This is a genomic window from Microlunatus phosphovorus NM-1 (assembly GCF_000270245.1).
Taxonomy (GTDB): Bacteria; Actinomycetota; Actinomycetes; order Propionibacteriales; family Propionibacteriaceae; genus Microlunatus; species Microlunatus phosphovorus.
On the sequence record NC_015635.1, the window covers coordinates 3546876 to 3572422 of the forward strand.

Sequence of the window (25547 nt, forward strand, 5' to 3'; positions counted from 1 at the left end):
TTGATTCGCGCCCCGACCACGTGCGACACGCCAATCGGAGGCGCATATCGGCTGGGTCGGGGCTCATATATCACACGGATTCGTCTCGATTCCACCGATTCGCCGACAGACGGTACTGGCGAAAGTGGACCTCGCCGTACACGACGTCCCCGTCCGGCTCGAAGCCGAAGCGGGCGACGACTTGAGCCGGGTTGCGACTGTAGGGCAACGCGATCAGCACGTCAGTCAGACCGAGCTCGTCGAAGCCAACAGCCAGCGCGCGTCGCGCCACGGTCTCCCCGTACCCCCAGAACTCGGGCGCGAGGACCAGCGCGAAGTCGGCGCCATTCTCCTCGGCCTGGAAGCCGCCCCAGCCCGCGAAGCTCCCGTCGATCAGGATCGCCCAGGGTCCGTAACCGTGGCTGTCCCACTGCGCGTCCTTGGCCGCTACCCAGGCTGCCGCGCTCTTGGTGGTGAACGGCTCCCCGGTCAGCGGCATGTGACGAGCGTTGCGTGGCTCGTTGAGCAGCTCGACCACAGCATCGGTACTGACCTCCGGGAGGCGTACGAACGTGATCCCGGGTTCCGTCACAGAAGGTATGGTAAGGGCTGGGACGGCGCACGGGCGGCCGAAGTTGGCCTGCTGAGCCACAGACCACTACATTGGTCCGCTGTTCTCGGTATCGGCCGAGGGCCTCGGGAGCATAGCTCAGCTGGTTAGAGCACCTGCCTTACAAGCAGGTGGTCGGGGGTTCGAGTCCCTCTGCTCCCACCCTTGTCAGACGGCAGATCGGCCCTCGTGCATGGTGCGCGAGAGCCGACGTGCAGCAGCAGAGTGCAGCAGCGATTGCCTATTCGGGGTGCTCGAAGTCGAGCCAGGAGCCCAATCGGGCGAGCGAAGCGCGTTGAGCGAGGCGGTCCGCAGCACTCTGAGTGCCTGGTGACTGGTCCAGTCGCTCGGGCACTGCTTGCAGCACCGACCGAGCGCGCAGCATCGCGGGGCCGCGCGGCTGAGCCCTGATCCACCGAGCCTTATCGGATCGTGGATTCTGGCTGATTTTGTCGGCTGATTCTTGGTCTGTCCGGGAATGGGCGTGACGGTGTCGCCGGTCTGCTCGGCATTTCCACTGTCGGTGTCCTTGGTCGGGCCCGGAACGGGCGGATGGTCAGGCGACCCGGGCGAGGGGTGGTCCGGTCGCCCCGTTGAACATGGTGTGCCAGGCGTCGGCCCAGGCCCAGTCGCGGGGTAGGTGCAGGATCATCGTGCGGGCGGTGGTGGCGATCCGGGCGGGCAGATTGATCAGCCGGGCACGAAGAGTGGCCCAGCGGGCTCGGGCATGCTTCTTGCCGGCGAGGACACCGATCGTCCGGGCCAGGTTGAACGCGATCACCGCATGCGCAAGCCAGGCCGCGTTCGCGCCGTACTTCCCGCTGGGTAGGTGCGCCAGGGGCCCGTCTTTGAGCTCGGCGATGACCTGCTCGATGATCGCGTGGTCACGATGCCGCTCGTCGGCCGCGATGGTGGTCAGGGTGGAGTTGGTGATGAACGCGTGGTGGCGGTGCGCGGCGAACAGCTCACCCTGCACGGTGCCGTCCGAGCCGGTCGGCTGGAGTCGCTTCACTCGGCGCACGACCAGTCGGCAGGGCACCTGCTGGGCCTTCTTCTTGCTGGAGAACGCGACGAAGTCGATCTCGGCGACCTCGGCATCTGAGACCCAGTAGCCGCCGCCGGGGGCGGTGTCATCGGTTTCCCAGACCGCTTTCGGATACTTGATCGGAATCCATGCGCTCTCAGGGATCCGGGTGATCGCGGCCTGCACGGCCGTGTTCTTCCGGGCCGTGACCGAGAACCACATCCGCGCTGTGATCATCGCGGCGACCAGATCGTGACGGTAGAACGCGGCATCGGCGCGGCCCATCAGCCGACCACTCACCCCGGCCTGCCGGGCCGTCGCCGCGGCGCGGGTCAGCATCCGCGCCGACCCCTTCCCTGACGCGGTGTTGCCCTTCCGCAGTGACGACGCGACGATCACCGGTGCCGTCAACGGGGTCGAGCAGACTGCGAGCATCGCGTTCAACCCGAACACCTTGGAGTAGCCGTAGGCGGCGGCCTGCTTGGCGTAGCCGTGGACCTCACGGATCGTGTCGTCCACGTCGAGGAACGCGATCCCGTCCCGGTCGCTTCCACCGCGGATCAGGTCCGGCACCCGGGCCGTGAGCCCGGCCAGCAACCGGGAGTTGACCGCATCGAGCTGCTAGACGTGTCCGTGGGTGAACGAACGCAGATAGGTGCCGTACGTGGACGGGGCCCGGGTCCCGCCGAGCAACCTTGGCATCCCACCATGGCGCACCACGTTCAAGTCGTCGATGCTGTCCGCCCCGGTCAACATCCCCGCGATCACCCCAGCCGACTTCACCACCGGGTTCGGGCAGTCCACACTCACATGCTCACCGAGCAGCTCATGCAGACCCGCTGACTCACCCAACAGCAGCGCCGGCACCAAACCGGCGCAACCCACCAGATTCGGATCATCGAAAACCGGCCGAACGGTATGGCATGCTTTCACCTACGAGATGTCCCCTCTGACTTGCTCGAATGACGGCGTCGTAACCACCATTCTCCCTGGTCAGGGGGACATTCTCGGCCACAGGACACGCCCCCAAAGCCACCAAATTTCATGATCATCGGTGGATCAGGGCTGAGCCGGCGGCCTGCGTCTCCTCGCTGCGCTGCGGGCCTCGCCCGCCAGCCCGGCCGCTATTCGAACCGAGAGTGACGTCTGGCGACGCCTCACATTCATCGGACCGGCAACCTCAGGGACCTCATCAGCACTGGGTAACAAGTGCTTGATAGCGTTCCCTTACCACGCACCCGCTTGAATCTCGTTCCATGGAGTCGACGTTGATCGAATGCGAGCCCGCCACTGACGCAAATCCGATAGCACAGGGTGACGTATTCGAATGGAAAACCCCCAGATTCGGTCACTCGCTTGGAATCATAGTCACGGCTGACTGTGACATTGCGTGGAACAAATTTGGCGCGTTCCTTACCTATGTTCCCATACTTCCTCTTCACGACTATTTGAGAACAGACTACCTATCAGGGCAATGCAGATCGGCGGCTACGAAGTTGTTGCGTCAGATCGCGCTCCAGATCGAGGAAATCCGAGAGCGGTCTCGTCCGGAATTCTCGAGACAAATTGAGGCAGGAACGCTCGAGCGGTGGCTCCTAGACTCCGCGACTGACGATATAATACAGGCGCTGAACGCTCCGGAATCACGAGCGATGGCGAAGCTTCGGGACACAATTGAGAATTGGCGAGAACTGCAAAGCGCGCCCTCAAAGGAGACCGCTTTCGAGCAGCAGGTCGACCTGCTCATCCGCTCCACAAGCACAACCGAAAGCGCGATCAACAAGAGAATCCATGATCACGTCCAAAGATTGCCAGGGGACCGGCTCTACCTAACAGCCGTAGGCGGAAGGGATGAGGCTGGGTTCGTCGTCATGATTCGCAACTTACGCGAGATCGCCGAGGACGAAATCGCAATTAAGGCAACTCAGCAAGCAAGGCCCTCAAAGCGGATCGCACGCCTGAGTTCTCCATATCGATATCGACTGACTCAGCAACTGGGCGACGTATTCGCGGCGATTGGTCTTCCCGAAGAATACGAGCGCCGTCGAGATGAACTGTTGCTTCAGTCTTACAAGTTGAAGGAGTCTGCGAAATGAATATTGTTCTTACGCAAGGGACGTTACAAAGGCTCCTCGTTGAAGACTGGCCAATTGATACCGACCTTCGGGTTCTTCCGGACACCTTGACCGACTCAGTTGGCGTTTGGACAGACGAGTCGTCACTGTTCCTATACTCCACCTTTGACGACAACTCGGACCAACTCATTGTCGCCCCGAATCTCGATCTTACTGCGGTGCCCAAGGAGGCATACTCGGCTATGTGGCAGCGAGTGAGTTCAATGGCGCTCCTCGCTCGCGAGAGGAAGCTGCAAATCCCCCGCGCATGGGGCCAGTACCGCAATAAGAACAAGGTCGCGTTCGCTGCTGTGCCTCACAACTTCGGCGCATACCGCTGGAACGCCGAGATACATCCTGAGGGCACTAACGATCTCGTATTATGGTCGCTGGAGATTGACAAAACCACGCTGCTTGACGGATTCGCACCTCCGAGTGGGGTTTGGCGCGACCTGCGACGAGAATGGATGCGCCACCGGCAACTAAGTCAAGATGAGCTTGCGCCGGAGGCTCAGTCGAAAATTGGGCTAACCAGTTCGATTGAACTCGATGCCGCAACGTTTGGTGCGGTAACTGGCGGCGCCTCGTACGACGACTGGTTGACAAGGCTTACGAAAAAGCAAAAAGAATTTGTCGACTCGCCGTCGTCGCCTTCAGTCAAACTCCGTGGCCCCGCCGGCAGTGGCAAGACGCTTACTCTTGAATTGAAGCTGCTTACGGAACTGTATAGGGGTAGGTTGAATCAAGCTTCCGATCGTCGCTACCTATTTGCAACCCATAGTTGGTCAGTGGCCGAGCAGGTCTCAGAGGCGCTGCAGCGCCTGGACACGAGCGGTTCTCTGTCCGAAGTCGACGTTTTCCCTCTCTTGACTATCGCGGAGGTTGTTGCCGGAGCAACGTTCGCGGAATTCGACATTCTGGGTGAGGACAGCCAGTCTGGTAAAGTGCAGCAATTGGAACTCATCGATGAGATCGTTGAAGACATCCTTACCGGAGATTGGCTGGCTTTCGAGTCCCGAGTATCCGGTTGGATTAAATCTGCGATGCAGGCCGCGCAGGGCTCGCCTGAGCGAAATAGGCTGAACTGGGATCTCATGATCGAGTTCGGGACCGTTCTCTCCGCTACTGGCATCCTTCCCGGGATAGCCGCCCGCGAACGCTATCGAGCTATACCTCGTGGACCCTGGATGATGCCGATTCACAGCGACGCGGATCGGGATTTCGTCCTATTAGTCTATACTCGTCTCGTAGCGACGCTGAGATCGCAAGGCAAACTCACTTCGGATCAGGTCATAACTGATCTACTAAACTACCTGGAAACCTTTGCGTGGAATATTCGCCGCCGCGACGAGGGCTATGACCAAGTGTTCGTTGACGAATTGCACCTGTTCACCGAACAGGAGCGACTTGCTCTACAATACCTGACCCGGGATCCCGACGCCTATCCAACACTATTCATGGCTTTGGATCCACGACAGTCGCCAACTGAGTTGTACACGAACGTTGACTCCTCACAGATCAGCCGAGGAAGTACTGCGCGCCTTGACCTCGAGTTGGGTAGGGTAAATTCGGTCGAACTCACGACAGTTCACCGGTTCAGCCCGCAAATCTTAGCCCTGGTACAGCACATCAATAACAGTTACCCGGTTATGGATCTTGGCGAAGAATGGGAACTAGATCTCTCACACGTCAGCACCACTTCGCCCTCTGGCCCCGTCCCTAGTCTGTTGATGGCAGAAGATGTGTCAACACAACGTCGCGATATCGACAGACTACTGCTAAACAATAGTGGTCAGCGCACGGCGATAATTGTCACAGATCCAGACGACCTGTACGACTATCTCGGATATCTCAATCTACCGCCGAATGTCAGGATGGTCGTTATCGATAACCGCGACGCCGTGGAGAATCTGAGGTATGCGAAGCGAGCCGTTGTCCTCACCGCGGCCGAGTATGTCGCCGGCCTTCAGTTTGACAACGTGATCGTGGTCATCGGCGAAGCTGGTGCCGCAATCTCAAGCGGCAGGAGTAGTCACCGTCTCCGACGTCAGATTTCGAGTCTTTACGTTGCAATAACTCGTGCAACACGCACGGTCGCCATTTCTGCCCTGGTAGCAAGCGGTAAGGCGCCCGACGTCATCGAAGGAGCGGTCAGAGCCGGGGTCGTGAGGCAGTCGTAACCTCTCCGGCGTGCGCCACGCACCCGGTCTCGGGCCCACGCGGGCTGTGCGCTTGTGAGTGACAGGTCGAGTGACAGTTCCATCGGCATGCACCGTACGACCGTGCATGCCCATGGATGGCTCTCGGCGTAGGCCGGCCTCGCGACGCCACCCGGCCCCGGATGGCATGGAAGCGGTCGCTATGGACATGGCCAACTGTCTCGGATCATCGTGTAACTCCCAATGCGGCTCTATGCGCCCAAGCGAGGCGCAGGCAGCCCTTGGCGGCGACTCCAACCCGGCTGTCATCACAGAACTGATCGACGTTGTGTTGGTTAAATTCGAAACCGCGTTGCCGACCCTCGGTCACGACGACACCCTCCGAGTTCTTCTCGACAAAACTAGGAAGCTCGGATGCAAGCCGCTCCCTTTCCCCCACTGCGACAGCGAGCAGGCTCGGCCATAGGGAGAGCGGGTCAATGCCGAGCCCAAGAAGACTGACGCGAAGATCTCCGTCGTCTGCAAGGCGACGGAGGGTCGAAAGTGGAGCAGCTCCGTAGTCGACCGGCGCGCCGGAGTGGCCGTCCGCTTCCCCCATTCCGAGCAGTTCCTCGCAGAACTCTCGCGCGAAGCACTTCCACAGGCTGGCTTCTCCTGCCGCGTCCATTACATGCTCACTCGAAGGCTGCAACTGTCCGCCAAAGACGTGCTTGAAGGCACCGTCTGAGGCGACCGCCTTTTCATCGCGCGCATGCAGGGCGAAGCTTGTGCGACCGTCGGGTTCATTAATGAGCAGCAACCAAGTGAGCGCTGGCACACTGACTCTGCGCGATAAGTCAAACGGATCACCTATTGATTCCCTAAGCGATGTCGGAATGCCTGCCCGGTGTATCGAGAACTCGTGCGCGAGCGATTCGCAAACGTCAAGCATTTCGAAGAAGCTTGCGAGACCCAATTCAAGGTGCACTGTTCCTTCTTGAGCAACTTCAAAGTCTCGCAGATCGTAGCTCAGTCCGTCCCAAAAGAGCGTCGGCCTCAATGATGGGAAGTGTCCGATCGCACCCGAATACGTACGGATTCCCTTACGAACCAGCGAAGGTGGTATCAGACTGGCGGAACCAATCGAATCACCACTTGTTCGCGTTTCCCGACGTGAGGGGCTGTAATGAATGATCACATCGTCAAGCAAGACGGGCGCGGGAAGCGTCCATTCCGGCGCAGTCAGACAAGGCGTTCCACCGATGTGCAACCTGCTCTCGTAATCGAGCTCAGCCAGTCCAACTAGTTCTGCCCGATTGCGGACAAGTGCTAGACGTTCGGTTTGGAAACGATCCTCTGACTTTAGAGCGCGCTCTCGTCGAAAGGCTGGTAGTGCCACAAACACGGCTACCACTCCGGCAATAGCGGCTACAACTGCAAGAATGATGCCTACCGTCGCAGACGTCCACACTTCGTTACGCCCCCAAACTCTCACGGACCATCGGCGGCATTGACCGTCTAACCACGCCGGTGGGCGGTACTCAATCAAAGGGACTTGGAGACTATCCTTCGGACGGACTGCATGTCATCGTCTCGGCTTCACTCGTTGTGCTTGTGGGCGCCTGACACGCAGGCCTGACGACCATGCGCAAGCGATAGCACGGCTTCACCCGAGTATTGACAAGTCTAGCGTTCTAGCCATGCCGGCACGGCGCGTGGCTCAGGCGAGGCTAGGTTGGCTGTGCTTCTGGGTTCCGATCTGGCGGCAGGTTGCCAGGCAACCGTTCCACTTCGGGGTACCTCTAGCTTGTGACCCAACCCCAGCAGAGGCGATGCTGCGATAGTCGCGCCCAGCGCCCGCCCATGCGGCCAGCATGTCCTCGCGCGCCTCTGGTGTCGGGTGTCCGCTACGATCGCAGTGCGACTTGTAATACGGCGCCGAACGGCGTCCTGACTTCTCAGTTTGCAGCAGTGCAGTGCAGCAGCACGCTCGGTGAAGTGTGGCGGTCGCCGATCCTGGGCTGTGCCGAAGCCTCGTGGCCGACACCGAGGGGGCGGTCGGGACTTCCTTACAAGCAGGTGGTCGGGGGTTCGAGTCCCTCTGCTCCCACCGATGGGTCGTTGTCCAAACTGATGACGCCCTCCCTCCGGTCACCAACTGACTGCGCGGCTCCGGGTGAGCATACATACCCTGAGGTCATGGGCCACAACCTGCCAAAGGTGATCATCACGACGACGGCCTCGATCGACGGCCGCATCACGCTCAGCCGCGATGCTCGGCTCATCCAGCCGGAGGCCGCCCGACGCTGGGCGACGATGAAACCGGACGGCGCGGACGAACTCCTCGGGTCGCGCCGGGCCGAGCACGGCGCCACGGTGACCATCGAGGGCAGTGGCAGCTTTGTCGATGACGACGGCCCACCCATCGTGCTGCCGAACCCCGAGCTCCCGGAATCGGAGCTACGGCGCGACGTCATTCCTCGGCGCACGCCGCTGTGGTTTGTCGTGGCCGACAGCCGAGGCCGGGTGGACTGGTCGTTCACCGGCGACGACACCACGTCCCTGCTGATCCTCGTGTGCGACGCGACTCCGCTGGGATATCTACAACTCCTACGCGACAAGGGCATTAGCTACCTGAACGCCGGGCGCGAGCAGGTTGACCTCGAAGAAGGACTGGCCAAGATCGCCGCGACTCTGGGTGCCCACACGGTGGTTGCCGACTCCGGCGGCACGTTCAACGCCGCCCTGCTCAGGGCGGGCCTCGTCGACGAGATCGATGTCGTCATCCTGCCGGGTCTCATCGGCGGCACCGGGACACCCTCGATCATGGACGGCAACCCGCTGGGCAGCACGGGACTGCCGATCCGCACTGAACTCATCGACGCTCAGATCACCCCCACAGGAATGGTCCGCACCCGCTATCGCGTGATCAACGAGTCCGGACCCAAGGCCGAACAGCGCGTCTGAATCAGCGAGATGTGGTGGCGAGCCGATAGGCGCGGGACGCACGGTACGCCGCTCCTGCCGTGCGTCAGTTTCGACGCATATCCCCAGATCAGGCGGCAAGCTGGTCGATGAAACCCAGGATCTGTTCCTGAAGAGCCGGAAATGCTCCATCGAGTGGGGGCTCTGACAGGACCGCTGCGCGGAGTTCCTCGAGTGTGGCGTCTACCGTCGCTGGCGCACGGCGAAGGCCCCACGATGCGAACTCGGCGGCGAGATCCTCGCCGGTGATCTCGCCATGCCGATACTTTCCGTTGACAGCCAGCGCCATCCGACCGTCGTTCGGCAGATGAGCCTGCGGCACGACGTCGTACGCGGGTGCGATCGTCACCTCACCGTCAGCAAGGTGGAGCAGACCGAGATTCTTGGTGTGCAGGTCCAGATTGCCGATCCCGGCCGCGAACACGACCATCCGGGCAAGACGCCGCAGGTCGGCTTCCGAAGCATGGGTCTTCAGGGCGTCGGCAACGCGCCGGAGACTGACCACACCGCCGATCTCCTGATATTTCTGGTTGCCGCCGGCGCCAAGCACTTGGCTGAGGTCCTCTTGGTGGACCCGCTCACCACCGATCCGGTCGTAGCGCTCGATGACAAGCGTTGGCAGACCGACGAACTGCTCGATCGACGTCGCGAAGTCGGCCAGGCCGAGACGGCGAGCAAGTCGCGAGCCGTACTCCTCGTCGTAGATCACGGTCGCCTTGTCGCCACCAAGCCGCGGCTTGAGGATGTGAGTCGTCGGGTAGCCACCGAGAGCCTGTGCCCAGCCGGTCGGTGTGCGGACAAGGACGATCTTCGGCTGCACACCGCCGAGCGACGACTTGCCCAGCTGCGGGTCGTTGGCCAGCGGAGACCCGATCGGATCCTCCAACAGGGCGCGGATCTCAGCCCCGGTCACCGTACGCGTGGCGGGTGTCTTGGGCTCGGTCGGATCGTCGAGGTCCCAGATCTGGAGGGCACCGGCCACATCACGACCGTAGCGAGCCAGAAAGGCCGGTGTGTCATCGCGCCGCAGGCCGCCTTGGGCGAGTAGGTAGTCGTACTGATCGCCCTCGGGCAGCAACTCGGCGAACCAGTTGCGCCGCCGGGCGACCCGATCACGTCGCTGCGCCGGTGTCAGAGGGATCGCTACTGACAGCACCTGGCTGTTCGCGCCGAACCGTTCGATCCCCTCCTCCGTCGGGCAGAAGTCGAACGTACGCGCATCCCTCTCAAGCCGTCCAACGATCGTGCCGTACAGCTCAACTGCGAGGCGCATCGTCGCCCTCCCAAGTCGCGGCGAACTCCAGACCGGTGACGCGGGCGATGCTCAGCAGCCGGCGGATGTAGATGGTTGCCTTGCCTGATTCGATCTCACTGATTGTGCTCTGCGGTACGTCCAGCTCCGCTGCCAGTTGCCTTTGGGTCAGGCCGCGGGCGAGGCGGGCCTGTTGCACGGCAAGCCCGAAGTCGGCGGGCGATCGCAGCCGCGCCGTATGTCTCGTCATGACAACCCCTACTCGTATCGTGATTTCACGATACAGCACCACGATCGGAAAATTCCGATAGTCGAGCGCCGGGTCTGATTCACAGAGATCGGCGCCGGCAGCCGTTCGCGTCTGACGCAACACGGAGGTCTCTGGAAGCGATTCGGCCGTGACAGGGTCAGCGCACCCGGCAGATGTGTATCACAAGCGCCCTCAGATCTGTATCGCAGAACATGCGGGATTTGTACAGTAGGGACGGGCAGGCCCCCGACGACGTATCAGAGCTGACGGGACGCAAGCTGGCCTGATGGGGTCCCGGACGGGTGTCAACGGCCAGGAGATCCTGCCCATTGGCGGCCATGAGATCTGCCCGCCGGTGGCCAGCAGAAGTGCCCGGTGATGGCCAGATGATCTGCCCACCTGTGGCGGGTCTGGCCATCGACGCGGTTAGTGCAGGGGCATCACTCCTTTGCCGTTGAGGGCTTGGGTGAGGCGGATCGAGTCGCCGCTGGTTTGGCAGATGTGGGCGTGATGGAGGAGTCGGTCGACGGTGGCGGTGGCCAGGGTTTTGGGCATCAGCTCGTCGAAGCCGGCCGGGTGGAGGTTCGACGACAACGCGATCGAGCGTTTCTCGTAGGCGGCGTCGACGATCCGGTAGAGCCCTTCGGCGGCGTCGTGGGACACCGGGAGTAGCCCGATGTCATCGATGATCACGAGTTCGGCCCGCAGGATCCGGGCGACGGCTTTGGTGACGGTGTCGTCGGCGCGGTGGGCGGCGACGAGACCGCCGAGGTGTTCCAGGGTGAACCAGGCCACGGCTCGGCCGGTTTCGATGACGGCTTGGCCGAGGGCTTCGAGGAAGAACGTCTTGCCGGTGCCGGACGGTCCGCAGACCACCAGGTTCTCCCGCCGGTGCACCCATTCCAGGGTTTGCAGTGCCTGCTGGGTCGGTGCCGGGATGGAGGAGATCGCCGGGTTCCAGGCGGCGAAGGTCTTCCCGGTGGGGAACCCGGCGGCTTTCCGGCGATGCGCCAGCATCGACCGGCTCCGGCCGGCGACCTCTTCGACCAGGAGGGCTTTGACGATCTCGACCGGTTCCCAGCGTTGCGCTTTGGCGGTGGCGAACAGCTCCGGCGCCAGCCCGCGGGCATACGGCATCTTCAGCTGCCGCATCAGCTGCTCCACCTCGACCGGCAGCGCCGGTGCGGATGCCGCGGTCATCGGGACTCCTCGCCGTCGACGCCGGCTGGGGGCTGCTGGTTGGTGATCTTGGCCCAGCCGGCGGTGCCCTGGGACAGCGACCGGGTCTCGGTGGCCCGGCGAGTCTGCAGGTGAGCGGACTGTTGGGCGTTCAGGATGGAGGACAGGTCTTTCCAGCCGAACCGGCCGTTCACCGCCGCATGCCCCAAGGCCCAGTCGACCCGGGCATTGCCGGCGACCTTGGCCATGGTGACCGCGGCGTCCATCTTGGCCCGGATCCGTTGCACCCCGGACGCGGCTGCCTCGGCCAGCCACACGTGCGCACCGTCGCCGATGGCCAGGAACGCCTGCTCCGCCTCAGTGCGTGGCCGCACGGTGTACCGGCCGGGCTGCTTGGTCGCCGGCCCACCGAAATGATCATCATCGATCTGCGGGGACCCGGGGGTGGCGCGGATGTGGCGGGCCACCTCGACCGGCCCGGACCGGCCGTGATGCACGATCACGATCCGCTCGGCGGCGCCGACGCCGGTGACGCGGACCCACACCTGTTCACCGAGCAGCTGCTGCGGCACCGAGTACTGGCCGTGGTCGAAGGCCACCATCGGGGTGTTGGTCGGCACCCGGCGTGCCAGCCCGAACACCACCGTGTGTGGCTCGATCGGCACCCGGTGCAGCCGGGTCTGTTCCTCGGTCAGCATCTCGGCCGGTGCCCGCCGGGTCACCCGATGCGGGCGGCCGTTCACCACCGTCATGAACTCTTCGCAGGCCTGCTCGAGCTCGGCGAAGGACCCGTAGTCGTCGCGCAGGTTGACCTCGGTCGGAACCAGGTCGGCCTTGCTGACCTTGACTGCCGCCTCGACCCCGCCTTTCGACGCCGGATCGGCCGGCTCACAGGTCAACACGGTGGCCCCGTAGTGCCGGCCGAACGACACCGCTTTCCGGTTACGCACCGGCACCCCGGCAATGTGCTCGACGGTCACCGTCTTCTCGTTGTCGGTCAACACATACGTCGGGACCCCGCCCAGCAGCCGGAACGTCCGATCCAGCGCGGCAATCACCGACGGCTGCGTCTTGTCCCGCAACGCGATCACCACCCGGAACCGTGACCACGCCAACCAGGCCACGAACAACACTGTCTTGACCGCACCACTGCGACCGGAGACAACGGGACCGTCGCCGAAGTCGTACTGGAGCCACAGCCCCGGCTCGGTGACCCAGGGCCGATGCACCCGGGCGTGGCCCAACCGGTAGGCCTTCTTCACCTCTGCGACCGCCCGCCGAGTGGAGCGGTCCGACCCAGCAAACCCCGCCGCCACCAGCTTCTCGTGCACCTTGTCGGCACGGACCTTGCCCTGCGAAGCCTCCACCCACTCCTCGATCTTGTCCAGATACTCATCGGTGACCTGGGCCCGGCGGGCCGGTGCCCCGACAGGCCGGCCCGCGTCCCGGGCCGCGACATGCGCCGCAACGGTGTGATGCGAGCAGCCGACCAACTCCGCGGCCGCCCGCAACGACCCTGTCAGATCGAAAGCAGCAAGAATTTCCATGATCTCTCCGTCAGACTTCAACTGGCCCCTCCTCGGACCTCGACGTTCGACTCGACACCGAACATCGAACCGAGGAGGAGCCACGACCCGGCTCAACCAGGCCGAAGCGAATAGAAGACGTGGGCAGATCTCACGGCCACCGATGGGCAGTTCTCCTGGCCATCAGCGGGCAGTTTCGTGGCCGCCTATGGGCACTTTTTCATGACCGCCGACAGACGGGATTCGGGCAGGATTCGAGAAGTACGTCGCCCACGGCCTCGCATAGCCTCGTGGTCATGACGAGCGCGACATCGGCACCAGACCGCAAACTGATCCACTGCGAGGGACCGGTGGAGCGGATCGGCGACCGAGCGATTCTGAGGCTGCCCATCGAGGCAAGCGCCGCACTGCCATCGCGGGGTCAGGCGGCCGTCCGAGCACGACTGAATGGACATGACTTCGAGACGGTGATCGAGCCCGATGGGCGACGTGGCCATTGGCTCGCCATCGACGACGGCCTGTGGGAGGCGTTGGCACTCAGCGACGGTCAGCGGTTGGCGCTGGAGCTGGAGCCGACCAAGGACTGGCCCGAGCCCGATCTGCCGACGGACTTCCAGACCGCACTCGCCGATGCACCGGACCTCTCGGAAACCTGGCAGAGCATCACCACGATGGCGCGCTGGGAATGGGTCCGCTGGATCAACGCCACCAAGAACCCGCAGACCCGGCAGCGACGCGTCGACGTCGGCATCTCGAAGCTGCGGTCCGGAAAGCGCCGACCGTGCTGCTTCGACCTCGCCTCCTGCACCGACCCGGACCTTTCGAAGAGCGGCAAGCTCGTCGACATCGGCTGACGTGCTCGTGGCCCGGGGCGGGCCGGCAGTTCAGTGCCGCCTCTTCTGGTCCCCGCCCGCGGGGTCGCCCTGGCGTTTCAGCACCGGCGGCTGCGTGTTCTGGTAGCCGAGGGCGTATCCGCCGTCGGTTCGAGCCGCGAGCAGACCGGCGCGCTTGTCCCGCTCGCCGTCCCGCCAGTCCTGCCAGCCCGTGGTATGGGCGATGACCGCGGGTTGAGTGTTCGCTGCGCCACTGTCGGCCTGTCTCGCACCACCGACGTACGCGGCGAAGCCGAGCGCCGCAACCCGGCCGACAGGTATCGCCCCCTGCAGGTTCGCCAGGTTCGCTCGCGCGTGCTGGGCGCCGCTCCAGTAGTCCCGATACGCGGCGTCGGCGGCCTCCGGACCACCCGGTGCCGCGACGTTGCCCGGGGCGTAGGTCTCCCCCTGCCAGTAGTCCGTAGCGCCCTCGGCACCGGCCGTGGTCGCCGGCGCCGGGGTGCCCTGCGCGTTGGCGATGGCGTGCTGGACACCCGCGCGATAGTCCGCACAGCCCTCGGCGCCGGCACTGTGGCCGACCCAGGCGGCGGCCAGCGGATTCGTCCGGGCGAAGTCGACACCCTGCCAGTAGTCGCCGAACGCCGCCGTCGTCGCGGCACTGCCGTTCGTGGGGCCGACCCCACGAGCGGAGATCCGTGAGTGGGAGACACCGTCGCGGTACTCCGCGTGCGCAGCCGCCTCGACCGGCGGCACCGGCGTCGCGCCGAGATCGGCACGGCCCGCGGCCAGCCCGGTCCCGAATCCCCGGTGGCCGGCGATCCTCGCGGTCTCGGCGAGGCCGCCGGCGTCGGGCTCGCCTCGAGCGGCCCGGGCCTGCGCGGCGCCCTGGGCGTGGAAATAGCCGCTGACGAAGCCGCCCTCGCTTCGCACCGGTGGCGCATCGAGCGCTGCCGCCCCCGCCGTCATCCCGTCGACGCAGTCCTGCCATCCGAGCTGGTGACCGGCCCGGGCGGCATCGGCAGGCCCTCCCGACTTCCGTGCCTCGACGCCCTCACGGTAGTCGGCGAATCCCTCACGCAATCCGCCTCCGGCGGGAGCGCCTCCCTCCAATGTACCGAGATCAGTCCGCGCGCGGTCGTAGCCATCGCGGTAGTCGGCCAGCCCGGCCCGCAGAGGAGCATCAGCGGTCGGGTCGGTCGCCGGTGCGGGATGAGTCCGGGCATAGGCGACACCGCCCCAGTACGCCGTCCAGGCCTTGACGGCACCGATCGCGGTGCCGTCCGGGGCGTCGCCCGACCCGGCGGTCCGCGCCTTGGTGACCCCGGCCAGCACGTCTGCGTGGCCGCGCGCCGCAGCCGGTGCCGGTGGCTGGCCCGACTCGAGGTCCTGACTGGCCAGCGCGACACCACCCAGGTAGCCCTGGTGGCCGCTGGCCGTCAGGACGTCCTCGGTGCCGGCACCGACGGGCGCTGCGTCGCCTCGGCGCGCCGCACCGATGCCCTGCGCATGCAGGTAGCCGACCTGGAATCCGCCGTCGATTCGAGTTGGCGCGGTGAGCACGGCCGGGTCGCCCGCTGCCAGCCCCTCGCCGCAGGCCTGCCAGCCGCGCGCGAACGCACCCCGGGCGGGCTCGTCTCCGGACCCGTTCACCCGGGCCTCGGTGCCGGCCTTGTAGTCGGTGAAGGCCAGGGCCGCGCCACCGCCTGGTGGTGGCGTCCCGACGAGCGCCGGCAGGTCCTGGCCCGCCTGGGACTCACCAGCCCGATAGTCCGTCACTCCTGCCGTGCCCGCGGAGCTGGTCCCGGCGTACGGGGTCGTCGGCGGGTTCCCCCGAGCGAAGTCGACGCCCTCCCAATACTCGGTCCAAGCGGTCGTCGCGGCCTGGCGGCCGGGTCCGGGCGGATTCTCCCGCTGCCCCGTCCTGGCCAGCGCGACGCCTGCAGAGAACTCCTCGAAGCCGCGCGCGGTCGCCGGCCGTTTCGACTTCTCGGCCGCCAGGTCGCTGCGGGCTGCGGCAAGCCCGACCTGGTACTCGTCATAACCGGCTACGGTCTGTGCCTGTTCGGTCGTGGTGGGCACCTGCCGCAGCTCTCCGGCGGCCGCGCCGGCCTCGCCGCGGCCATGCAGGTAGCCGCTCGCGAATCCGCCGTCAGTCCTGGTCGGGGCCGTCTTGCTGACCAGCGAGGCGCGACCTTCCGCCATCCCGGCGGTGCAGTCGTCCAGCCCGCGTGCATGGCCGGCCCGCGCGGGGTCGGCCGGCTCACCGGCCTTGGCGGCCTCGACCCCGGCGCGATAGTCCTCGAACCCCTCCCGCGCCCCTCCGCCCGCCGGTGGCGCGCCCGTCAGGGAGCCGAAGTCCTTGGCGGCCAACTCCACTCCACTGCGATAGTCGTGAGCACCACCGGCAACGACCGCCTCGCCGCCGGCGTACGCCGTCGCCGCCGGACTCGTCCGGCCGAAGTCCACCCCCTTCCAGTAGCCGGCGAGCGCGGCCGTGCGCACCGGCGTCGCCTCGGGCAGCACGGCCGCGCGAGCGTTCGCCTGACCGAACGCCGCCGCCTCGAGCACGTCGGTGTGGCCGCGGGCGTCGCCGAGCTCGAGCGGCATTGTCACCTTCAGGTTCGCCCAGACTGCCTTCACCCCGCGCCAGTACGCCTGGTGTCCGGCTACCTGAGCCAGGCCACCGGCCGGGACGGTTGCCTCCGGGTTCTTCCGGCCGTGTTCGACGCCCACCCAATAGTCGTTGTGTCCGTCGACCTGGGCCAGACTGGTGGTCGGCGCGACCGCCTTGGCGTTCTTCTTGGCGTGCTCCACCCCCGCCCAGAAGTCCTTGTGCCCCTCGATCTCGGCCCGGTTGCCGACCGGCGGGGTGGCCAGCGGCTGCAGCTTGCCCTTGCCGGCGCCAGTCCAGAACTCCTGGTGCGCGTTGACCGTGGCCGGAGGATCCGTAGGTGGTGCCGTGAGCGCATTCTTCCGGCCGAACTCGATGCCGGCGGTGAAGTCGGCATAACCCATCCGATAGCCGCGACCGAATCTGTTGGCGCTGGGTGGGCCGGCCCGCGAGGCAGTGACCCCCTCGTTGTAGTGCTGGTGCCCGGCGACGTAGACGATGTTGGGACTGCTCGCAGCGGTTCCGGTACGCGCTTCTTCGATCCCCCGCCAGCGCATCGGCATCACATGCGAACGGGCCGGGCTCGGCGGTGGATTCTTCGCACCGCCCGGTGGGAGCGTCCCACCCCGCACCGACTCGCCTGACCCCTTGAAGACCGGGAGATGGGTCCAGGACGCCGTCTTGCCCTGCGGGTATTCGAGAGCCCGCGTGGTCGGTTTCGCGAAGGTCATCGGGCTCGGGATGGAGATGGAGAGACTGCCGGTGATGCCGCCCGGCTTGGCTTTCGGGGCGGTGCTGACCTCGCCCTTGCCGTCGATCAGCTCCTCCCAGGACGCATCCAGGTGCGACGCGTAGCTGAACGTCGTTGCTGTGGCCGGGATCCCCGCGGCCGCCGCCAAGCCGACGTTGGCTCCGAGCCGGTAGCGCAGCCGCGCCGCGGAGTCGGTGCTGTAGCCGATCGTGACCACGTACTGGTACCACGACCCAGTGGCCGCGGCCTTGACCCACTGCTCGATGCCCTTGTTGTGATCGGAGTTGGTGGGCTTTTGCGGGAAGGCGGTCAGGTTCTCGTCCGCGTGCGCCGCGGTCGGCGCCCCGGGGCCACCGAGGTTGTCATTGAGCAGGTGGCCCTGGCAGTACGCCGCGCCCACGGTCGCCGCGTTGAACATCGCCGTGTAGTCGTAGGGGCGGAAGCCCGCCTTCGCTGAGGGACCAGACCCGTACTGGTACTTCGGCCCGACGACGGCGTCCGCCTTGGTGCCCTGGCCGGTTGAGTGCACCGGATCCCATTTCGCAAAGTTCGTCAGCCAGCGTTGCACCATCGGAAGTGGCTCTCGCGAGGTCTCGGCGTCGCGCCGGCTCGTGGGGTCCGGACTCTCGCTGCGCAGGCCCGCACCCTTCGGGCTCTCCTCGACCTGCTCCGATGGCCTCCGCGCCGGCGCGCCGCCCCGCTCGGTCAGCAGCGAGACGACCGCACGGTTGCCGGCCAGACGCTGCAGCGCGAGCAGGCGCGCGTCACCAGCGGTGGTCGGCGCGCCTGCGGTGGGAGCCGGGGAGCTCTCCGGCTCTGCCCGGCGAGCGGCACGCTGCAGCGCCATGCCGATCATGAAGCGCCCCGGAGCCGGACCCGGTTCCATGGCGCAACTATGTCGGGCCGGTGCATCTCTCGACAGAGTGGTTCGGGTCACCGATCCTGACCGTTCGGGCAGTCATGACTGCCCGAACAGACCAGGCGGTACGTCAGGCGTCGATGAGGGCGAGCAGCGGCGAGAGGTCGCGGGCCTGTGCCCGCTCGTTGACCACCTTCCAGCGCACGGTGCTGTCGGCGTCCAGCAGGAACGAGCCTCGCAGAGCGTGGCCGTTCTCGGCGTCGAACACCCCGTACGCGCGGGCGATCGCCCCATGCGGCCAGTGGTCGGTGAGCAGCTCGAAGCTCAGGCCCTCGGCGTCGGCGTACGCGCGCTGGGTGAACATCGCGTCGCAGGAGATGCCCAGCACGCGAATGCCGAGATCAGCGAAACGCTGCTCCTGCTCGCGGAGCTCGCGGAACTCTCCGGTGCAGATGGAGCTGAAGGCGAAGGGGAAGAACACCAGCAGCGCCGGCGCCCCGACGAGATCGTCGAGACCGACCGCCTGGCCATGCTGATTGCGGCTCTCGAACCCGGGGGCGGCCTCACCGACCGCCGGCCCAGCCAAGCCAGCCAACCCGCTCACCGCCGGGACCCGCGCGGCCGTACCAGCTTGTGCGCGGCCCAATCCGGCGACACGTTGGCCGAGGTGGTCAGCGCGAGTCCGGCGGTCACCGCGGCCTCGGAGATGTCGGAGTTGTCGACGTAGCCGGAGCGCCCGACCTTGGGGGTGAGCAGCCACAGCACCCCGGAGGCGCTCAGGTCGACGACCGCGTCGACGAGGCCGTCCACCAGATCACCGTCATCGTCGCGCCACCACAGCAGCACCCCGTCGACGGCGTCCATCGCCTCTTCGATGAGTTCGCCGTCGATGGTGTCCTCGACCTCGATGCGCAGATCGTCATCGACGTCCTCGTCCCAGCCCAGTTCCTGGATCACCTGACCCGTCGTCAGACCAAGCCTCTCCCCCACCGCGCTCCTCGAGTCGGCAGGTCCTGCGGTCGCGCTCACTGTCCAGCCTCCAGCTTCGTGCGTACGGGTCCGTCGTATCGCCGGTCGGCGGACCCGTTCCTTGTGGTACGAAAGCCTGCCATGGCCCGGTCGCGGGCGGAACCCCACAACTGTCGCAGCTGGGTCACGGTCGTGGTTGGCGCAGGGCGGTCACGGCCTCGCTCACCGACTGTGTATTGCCGGCGATGTAGTAGGTGCTGCCGTGGAGTTCCACGATTTCGGCGGCACCGCCGACGGCCAGCACCAGGGCAACACCTGGCCACCAGTCCCATGGACCCAAACCCGACTGGAAGAACAGCCCGATCCGGCCGGTGGCGACCCCCCCGAGATCGACGGACGCGGACCCGAGGACCCGTACGGTGGCAGCCTTGCCGACGACCGACCGCCAGTCGGCCAGTTGCTGCTCATCCGACATCCGGGGCGGATGGAAATAGCTCGACACCGACACCTCGGCCAGCGGCCGATCGGTCAACCGAGCCAGCGGCACGCCGTTCAGCGTGGTCGGCCGGTCCCGGCCACCGACCCATAGCTCGTCGCGAGCCGGATAGTAGACCGCACCCGCGAGCGAACCCGACTCGTCGGTCAGCCCGACCGCCGAACACCAGTAGGGCAGCCCGGACAAGAAGTTGTAGGTGCCGTCGACCGGGTCGATGTACCAGGTGCGCTTCCCCGAGCGAGATGCGCCCTCCTCGCCCACCAAACCGTCGTCGGGTCGCCATTCGGCCAACCGGCGCACCACCAGCTCTTCTGCCGCATGGTCGGCCGCGGACACCACATCGGAGATCGAGGTCTTGTAGTGCGTGTCGAGCCCCTCGGCCAACATCGTCGCCGCCAGCGTGCCGGCTTCCTTCACCAGGCTCGCCGCGACATCGGAATCGGCCACAGGCACGGAGGTATCCACAGGCGCGAGAGTAGTCGTCCTCATCCCCGCGCAGCGCACCAGGACAGCAGCTGGTCGACCGGCCAGGTGTTGATGACCCGCTCCGGCTCCAGTCCCAGTGCCTCAGCCCGCTCACATCCGTACGCCATGAACTCCAGCTGGCCCGGCGCGTGCGCATCGGTGTCGATGGAGAACAGACAGCCCATGTCGATCGCGAGCTGCAGCAACCGGGTCGGCGGGTCGCGGCGTTCGGGTCGGGAATTGATCTCGACCGCTACCCCGAACGCGCGGCAGGCCTCGAACACGACCTCGGCGTCGAAGCTGGACTCGGGCCGGATGCCGCGTTCACCGGTGATCAGCCGGCCGGTGCAGTGACCCAGGATGTTGGTCCGAGGGTTCGCGATCCCCGCCACCATCCGGTGCGTCATGGTCTCTGAGTCGGAGCGCAGTTTGGAGTGCACACTGGCCACCACGACGTCCAGCTCGGCAAGCAATGCATCGTCTTGATCAAGTCCGCCATCTTCCAGGATGTCGACCTCGATCCCTTGCAGGACACGGAAAGGGGCCATCGCAGCAGCCAGGTCACGAGTCACCGCCTGCTGCTGACGGAGCCGCTCGGCAGTCAGTCCGCGGGCCACGGTGAGCCGCGGTGAGTGATCGGTGATGGCGCAGTAGTCATAGCCCAGGGAGCGTGCAGTGATCATCATCTCCTCGAGCGGACTGCCCCCGTCGGACCAGGTGGAATGGACGTGCAGGTCGCCCTTGATCATGGCTCGCAACCGCTCGCCGCCGACCACCAGCGGCTGCTTCTCATCCCGCAGCTGTTGCAGATAGTCCGGCACCCGGCCGGCGCACGCCTGGCTGATCACCAAGGCGGTCTTCGGCCCGATGCCAGGCAGCTTCTTCCAGTCGTCGGCTTCGGCATGCCGCGCTCGCTCCGCAGGATCCAGCTCGGCCACGATGTCGGCGGCTCGGCGATAGGCCTTCACCCGATGTGTGTCGGAACGGGTACGTTCCAGCAGGAAGCCGATCTCGCGGAGGGCATCGACGGGATTCATCGGGCGCTCACCGGCGTTGTCTCCTCGGTCGCGCTTTGAGTGGCACCGTCGGCATGGCCGGAGCCTCCATGACCCGCTCGCCCCGATCGATCACAGGTGGGAACCTACCGGTTCCCGCATCGGTGTCACGGTGCTCCCACAGCTGCCGGAAACTCGCGATCTCGTCGTGGCTACGGCCGATGAAGTTCCACCACATGACGATCTCCTCGACGAACGGCTCGCCACCGAGCAGCAGCATGCGTACGCCTTCGGCTCCCGCCGTCAGCCCGAGCCTGTCCCGACCCGAGCCGAGGTAGACCAGCTGGTCGGTCCGGGCGATCGCGCCTGCACCACCGATCAGCTCCCCCGCAATGACGAAGACGCCGTGCTCATGATCGGGGTCGACCGCCAACTCCACCTCGGCCCCCGGATCGAGGGTCAGATCGGCGCCGACGAGTGGGCTGAAGCTGATCGCCGAGGACCCTACGCCGTCCACCTCGCCGACCAGCACCCGACCCCTAACCCCGGGGCGATCCAGCCTGGGCAGGTCGACGTACCGGTCGAAGCGCGGCGGTTGATCGCGGACCGCATCGGGCAGCGCCACCCAGAGCTGCAGGCCGTGCAGCGTCGGCGGTTTGTCGGATTGGGAGATCTCGCTGTGCACGATGCCGTGGCCGGCGGTCATGATGTTGAGCGTGCCGGGCGAGACCAGCGCCTGAGTGCCCAGACTGTCGCGATGCTCGATCTCGCCCTCGATCAGCCAGCTCACCGTCTGAAGTCCGGTGTGCGGATGGGCATAGACCTGCATGCCGGGAGAGTCGCGGACGTCTTCGGGACCGTAGTGATCCAGAAAGCACCAGGCGCCGATCATCCGGATGTCGCGGTCGGGCAGCGCCCGGGCCACCAGCGTGGTCTTGCCGAGCCAGACCTTGCGAGCGGTGATCACCAGCTCCTCCGGCCCGCTCGGTAGCGCGGAACGGCAGACGTATTCCTCAGGCTTCGCCTCGAGAACGCTCACATCCGCTCCTCCCTTGGTCACTGCCACGGCACTCACCCAACATCTTCCACTCTGCGCAGGCTGGGACCAGCCCGAAGTGGAGATTGAGGACATTTGAACGCTTCTACGTACTTACGTACTCTCGTGGTATGTCTACTGAAAGCCTCGCAGAGCTGGAGCGGCGAGTCGCGTCCTTGGAAGAGGCGGTCGATCGGCTGATGGCGCGGCCTTCGCCGCCGTCCACCGACCCCGAGTTGGGCGATGGCTTCTGGGCGCTGCACGGGCTGGAGGAACGCGGTTTCGAGGGCGTGATGATGGTGGGCAGCGTGCCCGTGCCGGAGGCCGGGCCCGTCGCCTGGCAGACCGGCCTGACCGCAGATGCCCTGCTCGACCTCGATTGGTCTGAGCTGGCGCCGACCATCGACGCGTTGTCGCATCCAGCCCGGCTCACCATCCTGCGACTTGTGCTGAGTGGTGTGTGCACCACGTCGGCCTTGCTGGAGCAGGAGTCGTTGGGCACCACCGGACAACTGCATCATCACCTACGCCAACTGGTCGCAGCAGGCTGGCTGACGCTGGTGAAACGGGGGCGCTATCTGGTGCCGGCGCACCGGGTGGTCCCGCTGCTGGTCGTGATTCTGGCGGCGAACCGATGAGCGCCGCCGCGGAACGCCTCCCCACCAGAACAACAGCACTGATCCTGCTGATCAGCCTGATCATCAGTGTGGGTATCGGGCTGCTGGCGGGGCCGGAGCGACAGCAGTTGAGCGAAGTGAGCTCTGGCGACGCCGAGCTCGCCCAGCGCGTGCGCACCGCGGCCGGTGACGGGGCCGGTGACGGGGCCGGACTGCGCTCGGTGGTGGTGGCGGAGGTGACGTCGACCTCGGTCCGGTGGGCCGGCCTCGGCAACGCCGACGCAGGGCGACGGCCCGGTGTCGCGCCGACGGATCAGACCATCTACGAGCTGGGGTCGGTCACCAAGACCTTCACCGGTGCCCTGTTCGCCGACGCCATCAAGCGGCGCGAGGTGCGTCCCGAGGACACTTTGGAGAAGCACCTGCCCGAGCTTCGCAGCACGGCGGCCGGCAAGGTCACCTTGGCCTCACTCGCCCAGCATCGGTCGGGCCTGCCGAGACTGGGAGCTACCGCCGAAGCGGCCGTGTTCAGCGCCATGCTGAACGAGAACGCGTACGCCACCAGCACCACCGAACGGGTGATCGCCGACGCCGCGACCGCACCGGTGACCCCGGAGCAGCCGCCGACCTATTCCAATCTCGGGGTCTCGCTGCTCGGCACGGCGCTGGTCCGTGCGGCTGGTCTGCCGGACTATCCGACCCTGGTCGCAGACCGGATCACCGGTCCGCTGGGGATGACCGGCACCACGCTGGCCGGAGACTATCCGGAGCTACCCGAGGGAGCCGTCCCCGGCTTCACCGCGAATGGCCTGTGTACGCCGCGCTGGGTTGGAACGGGCTATCTGCCGATGGGATCGTCGACCTTCACCACGCTCGACGACCTCGCTATCTGGGCTCAGGCGCAGCTCACCGACCGAGCGCCCGGAGTCGACGCGCTGCAACCGACCGCGGACTTCGACGACCGCACCCGGATCGGCTGGACCTGGTTCGTCACGCCGGGTCCAGAGGGCACCACCGACACCTGGCACAACGGCGGCACCGCGGGGTTCCGCTCGATGCTGATCCTCGATCGGGCGAATGATCGAGCGGTCGTGATGATGGGCAACTCCGACGTCGATCTCGACCCGATCGCCGCGTCCTTGATGCACAACACGCCACCGCCCACAGCCGAGCGGCCGGTGATCGCCCAGGTGTTGGCCGCCCTGCCAGTCGTCCTCGCGCTGCTCTTCGGCATCACTGCCCTGCGCCGGGCTCTCCAGGGCATAGCGTTGCTCCCGGCGATCGGTGCCCTGCTGACCGGCGTGTTCGGGCTGTTGCTGTTGTGGAGCTCCGGGCCTTGGGCGGCGGTCGGCGGCTGGCTGTGGGGCATTGCGCTCGCACCGGTGCTGGCAGCCGCCGCGATCCTCGCGGCGCGGGCCCGCACACTGTCATTCCTGCCCGAGCGGCGGGTCTGGCTGGCCTGGCTCGAGCTGGTGATCGGTGCCGCACTGGTCGGACTGGGAATTGCGCTCTGGTGACCCACCGTAGGCTCAGCCCTATGGCCGCGGCGAAGGGACTCAACGGGTCCCGGCCAGCCGCGGCGAAAACCCGGGCGGCGATCGCCAAGCGGCTCGCGGCCCAGGCATCGGGGATGACGACGGCAACCATCGCCGAGATGGACGCCAAACACGACTGGTTCCGCGACCTCGACGCCGAGCACCGGTCTTGGATCACCCTGGTCGCCGGAGCCGGCATCAACGGCTTCGTTTCCTGGTTCGCCGATGCCGAGCCGGACAGCCCCGCACCGTCCGAGGTGTTCGGCTCGGCACCTCGGGAACTCGCTCGGCGGATCAGCCTGCATCAGACCGTCGAACTGGTACGCACCACCATCGACGTGGTCGAGACCCAGATCGACGAGGTGATGCCGCGGGCCGATCGGGCCATCCTGCACACCGCCATCGTCGCGTACAGCCGCGAGGTGGCGTTCGCCGCGGCGGAGATCTATGCCCGAGCAGCCGAACTCCGCGGCACCTGGGACGCCCGGTTGGAGGCCTCGGTGGTGGACGCGGTGCTACGCGGTGAGACCGATGACGCGGTCTTGTCCCGTGCCTCCACGCTCGGCTGGACCTCGACCCAGGGTGTCGTCGTGGTCGTCGGTGGCGCGCCCGACCCAGCGGCCCCCAACACCGTCGCCGCCGAACTCGAGGCCATCCGGGACCAGGCGGCAATCGCCGGCCTCGACATGCTCGGGGCAGTGCAGAGTGACCGGATGATCGTCGTCCTCGGCGGGTCCGCCTTGCAGCAGACAGAGTGGACATTGGGTGTCGTCGGCCGGTTCGCGGACTCGTTCGCCGACGGCCCGGTGGTGGTCGGTCCCCCGGTCGACCACCTGATCGAGACCGGGGTGAGCGCCCGTGAGGCACTGTCGGGCTATCGCGCAGTGGCCGGCTGGCCGGAGGCGCCGCGTCCGGTGAGCGTCCACGACCTGCTGCCGGAGCGGGCGCTGAACGGCGATGGACACGCGCGCCGCGCACTGGCTCGCGAACTCTACGACCCACTCCGAGACGCCGGCGGCGGGCTGTTGGAGACCTTGGTGGTGTTCCTCGACCAGGGCTCGTCGGTGGAGGCAGCGGCCCGGACCTTGTTCGTTCACGCCAACACGGTCCGCTACCGCTTACGCCGGGTACATGAGGTCACCGGCTACAGCCCCACACATCCGCGTGAGGCGTACGCACTGCGTCTGTCCTTGACCTTGGGGAGACTGCTGAGTCGTCGGGTGCGTGCCGAGGAGACGAGCACGGAATAGTCACCCGGCCTGTGACAGGACCGAACAAGGCGCGTCGCGGTGACGTCTTTTGTCAGATTCCTACAAACACCTC

19 protein-coding genes, 1 tRNA gene and 1 pseudogene are annotated in these 25547 nt (G+C 66.1%); 8 read left to right on the forward strand and 13 right to left on the reverse strand.

What is annotated here, in order from left to right; all coding sequences use genetic code 11:
• Positions 1-70: 70 nt before the first annotated feature.
• Entirely contained in the window at positions 71-571 is a 501-nt protein-coding gene (locus MLP_RS15930; RefSeq protein ID WP_049804569.1) for a GNAT family N-acetyltransferase, read from the reverse strand.
• 106 nt (positions 572-677) lie between these two features.
• Between MLP_RS15930 and MLP_RS15935 the strand changes: the two genes are divergently transcribed.
• Positions 678-751 (forward strand) — tRNA-Val (locus MLP_RS15935).
• Between the two features lie 394 nt (positions 752-1145).
• Here the strand turns inward: MLP_RS15935 and MLP_RS15940 are convergent.
• Positions 1146-2546 (reverse strand): annotated as a pseudogene (locus MLP_RS15940) (IS1380 family transposase).
• Between the two features lie 323 nt (positions 2547-2869).
• On the opposite strand from MLP_RS15940, the gene MLP_RS15945 reads away from it, so the two are divergent.
• Together MLP_RS15945 and MLP_RS15950 are read left to right on the forward strand one after the other, a co-directional pair.
• Positions 2870-3709, forward strand: coding sequence for a hypothetical protein (locus MLP_RS15945; RefSeq protein WP_041790140.1), 840 nt, complete (start codon positions 2870-2872; stop codon positions 3707-3709).
• Complete coding sequence (locus MLP_RS15950) at positions 3706-5907, forward strand: DEAD/DEAH box helicase (protein ID WP_013864183.1); 2202 nt, start codon at positions 3706-3708, stop codon at positions 5905-5907. Before MLP_RS15945 ends, MLP_RS15950 begins: the two co-directional genes overlap by 4 nt.
• Positions 5908-6112: 205 nt before the next feature.
• On the opposite strand, the gene MLP_RS15955 is transcribed toward MLP_RS15950, so the two are convergent.
• Entirely contained in the window at positions 6113-6925 is an 813-nt protein-coding gene (locus tag MLP_RS15955; RefSeq protein WP_156821182.1) for a hypothetical protein, read from the reverse strand.
• Positions 6926-7986: 1061 nt separating this feature from the next.
• Between MLP_RS15955 and MLP_RS26550 the strand changes: the two genes are divergently transcribed.
• Complete coding sequence (locus tag MLP_RS26550; protein ID WP_172641583.1) at positions 7987-8832, forward strand: RibD family protein; 846 nt, start codon at positions 7987-7989, stop codon at positions 8830-8832.
• Positions 8833-8920: 88 nt separating this feature from the next.
• Here MLP_RS26550 and MLP_RS15965 read toward each other — a convergent pair whose 3' ends face one another.
• The 4 genes from MLP_RS15965 to istA form a co-directional block, all read right to left on the reverse strand.
• Positions 8921-10123 (reverse strand): type II toxin-antitoxin system HipA family toxin, encoded by a 1203-nt coding sequence (locus MLP_RS15965; RefSeq protein WP_013864186.1) that lies wholly within the window; start codon positions 10121-10123, stop codon positions 8921-8923.
• Complete coding sequence (locus MLP_RS15970) at positions 10107-10475, reverse strand: helix-turn-helix domain-containing protein (RefSeq protein ID WP_231851326.1); 369 nt, start codon at positions 10473-10475, stop codon at positions 10107-10109. The genes MLP_RS15965 and MLP_RS15970 overlap by 17 nt, the downstream gene beginning before the upstream one ends.
• Positions 10476-10778: 303 nt before the next feature.
• On the reverse strand, positions 10779-11552 hold the full coding sequence (locus tag MLP_RS15975; protein ID WP_013861242.1) for an ATP-binding protein: 774 nt from the start codon (positions 11550-11552) through the stop codon (positions 10779-10781).
• Positions 11549-13099, reverse strand: coding sequence for an IS21 family transposase (gene istA / locus MLP_RS15980; RefSeq protein WP_041789603.1), 1551 nt, complete (start codon positions 13097-13099; stop codon positions 11549-11551). The genes MLP_RS15975 and istA overlap by 4 nt, the downstream gene beginning before the upstream one ends.
• A 254-nt stretch (positions 13100-13353) precedes the next feature.
• Between istA and MLP_RS15985 the strand changes: the two genes are divergently transcribed.
• On the forward strand, positions 13354-13911 hold the full coding sequence (locus tag MLP_RS15985) for a YdeI/OmpD-associated family protein (protein WP_049804764.1): 558 nt from the start codon (positions 13354-13356) through the stop codon (positions 13909-13911).
• A gap of 30 nt (positions 13912-13941) precedes the next feature.
• Here the strand turns inward: MLP_RS15985 and MLP_RS15990 are convergent, their stop codons facing one another.
• The 6 genes from MLP_RS15990 to MLP_RS16015 all read right to left on the reverse strand — a co-directional run bounded on the left by MLP_RS15990 (position 13942) and on the right by MLP_RS16015 (position 22075).
• Positions 13942-18138, reverse strand: coding sequence for a hypothetical protein (locus MLP_RS15990; protein ID WP_013864189.1), 4197 nt, complete (start codon positions 18136-18138; stop codon positions 13942-13944).
• Positions 18139-18241: 103 nt separating this feature from the next.
• Complete coding sequence (locus tag MLP_RS15995; RefSeq protein WP_013864190.1) at positions 18242-18715, reverse strand: peroxiredoxin; 474 nt, start codon at positions 18713-18715, stop codon at positions 18242-18244.
• The gene (locus MLP_RS16000) at positions 18712-19140 is read right to left on the reverse strand and encodes a DUF3052 domain-containing protein (protein WP_013864191.1); all 429 of its coding nucleotides are present in this window, start codon (positions 19138-19140) and stop codon (positions 18712-18714) included. Before MLP_RS16000 ends, MLP_RS15995 begins: the two co-directional genes overlap by 4 nt.
• A gap of 124 nt (positions 19141-19264) precedes the next feature.
• Positions 19265-20029, reverse strand: a complete 765-nt coding sequence (locus tag MLP_RS16005) for an inositol monophosphatase family protein (protein WP_231851327.1) — start codon at positions 20027-20029, stop codon at positions 19265-19267.
• A 32-nt stretch (positions 20030-20061) separates the two neighbouring features.
• Complete coding sequence (locus MLP_RS16010; RefSeq protein WP_013864193.1) at positions 20062-21078, reverse strand: PHP domain-containing protein; 1017 nt, start codon at positions 21076-21078, stop codon at positions 20062-20064.
• A gap of 7 nt (positions 21079-21085) precedes the next feature.
• Positions 21086-22075, reverse strand: coding sequence for a pirin family protein (locus MLP_RS16015; protein ID WP_013864194.1), 990 nt, complete (start codon positions 22073-22075; stop codon positions 21086-21088).
• A gap of 128 nt (positions 22076-22203) precedes the next feature.
• Between MLP_RS16015 and MLP_RS16020 the strand changes: the two genes are divergently transcribed.
• From MLP_RS16020 to MLP_RS16030, 3 genes are all read left to right on the forward strand, one after another.
• Positions 22204-22710: an ArsR/SmtB family transcription factor gene (locus MLP_RS16020; protein ID WP_013864195.1), complete on the forward strand. Its 507-nt coding sequence runs from the start codon at positions 22204-22206 to the stop codon at positions 22708-22710.
• Positions 22707-24206, forward strand: coding sequence for a serine hydrolase domain-containing protein (locus MLP_RS16025; RefSeq protein ID WP_013864196.1), 1500 nt, complete (start codon positions 22707-22709; stop codon positions 24204-24206). The genes MLP_RS16020 and MLP_RS16025 overlap by 4 nt, the downstream gene beginning before the upstream one ends.
• 113 nt (positions 24207-24319) lie before the next feature.
• A complete protein-coding gene (locus tag MLP_RS16030) occupies positions 24320-25474 on the forward strand; it encodes a PucR family transcriptional regulator (RefSeq protein ID WP_456237782.1) in 1155 nt (384 codons plus the stop codon).
• The last annotated feature ends 73 nt before the right edge of the window (positions 25475-25547 follow it).

Excerpts from the sequence above, each read along its gene's own strand:
- MLP_RS15985 (WP_049804764.1), top strand. The coding sequence starts at position 13,354 with ATGACGAGCGCGACATCGGCACCAGACCGCAAACTGATCCACTGCGAG.
- MLP_RS15945 (WP_041790140.1), top strand. The coding sequence starts at position 2,870 with ATGGAGTCGACGTTGATCGAATGCGAGCCCGCCACTGACGCAAATCCG.
- MLP_RS16020 (WP_013864195.1), top strand. The coding sequence starts at position 22,204 with ATGTCTACTGAAAGCCTCGCAGAGCTGGAGCGGCGAGTCGCGTCCTTG.
- MLP_RS15950 (WP_013864183.1), top strand. The coding sequence starts at position 3,706 with ATGAATATTGTTCTTACGCAAGGGACGTTACAAAGGCTCCTCGTTGAA.
- MLP_RS16010 (WP_013864193.1), bottom strand. The coding sequence starts at position 21,078 with ATGAATCCCGTCGATGCCCTCCGCGAGATCGGCTTCCTGCTGGAACGT.
- MLP_RS16025 (WP_013864196.1), top strand. The coding sequence starts at position 22,707 with ATGAGCGCCGCCGCGGAACGCCTCCCCACCAGAACAACAGCACTGATC.
- MLP_RS15990 (WP_013864189.1), bottom strand. The coding sequence starts at position 18,138 with ATGGAACCGGGTCCGGCTCCGGGGCGCTTCATGATCGGCATGGCGCTG.
- MLP_RS15975 (WP_013861242.1), bottom strand. The coding sequence starts at position 11,552 with ATGACCGCGGCATCCGCACCGGCGCTGCCGGTCGAGGTGGAGCAGCTG.
- MLP_RS15965 (WP_013864186.1), bottom strand. The coding sequence starts at position 10,123 with ATGCGCCTCGCAGTTGAGCTGTACGGCACGATCGTTGGACGGCTTGAG.
- MLP_RS16030 (WP_456237782.1), top strand. The coding sequence starts at position 24,320 with ATGACGACGGCAACCATCGCCGAGATGGACGCCAAACACGACTGGTTC.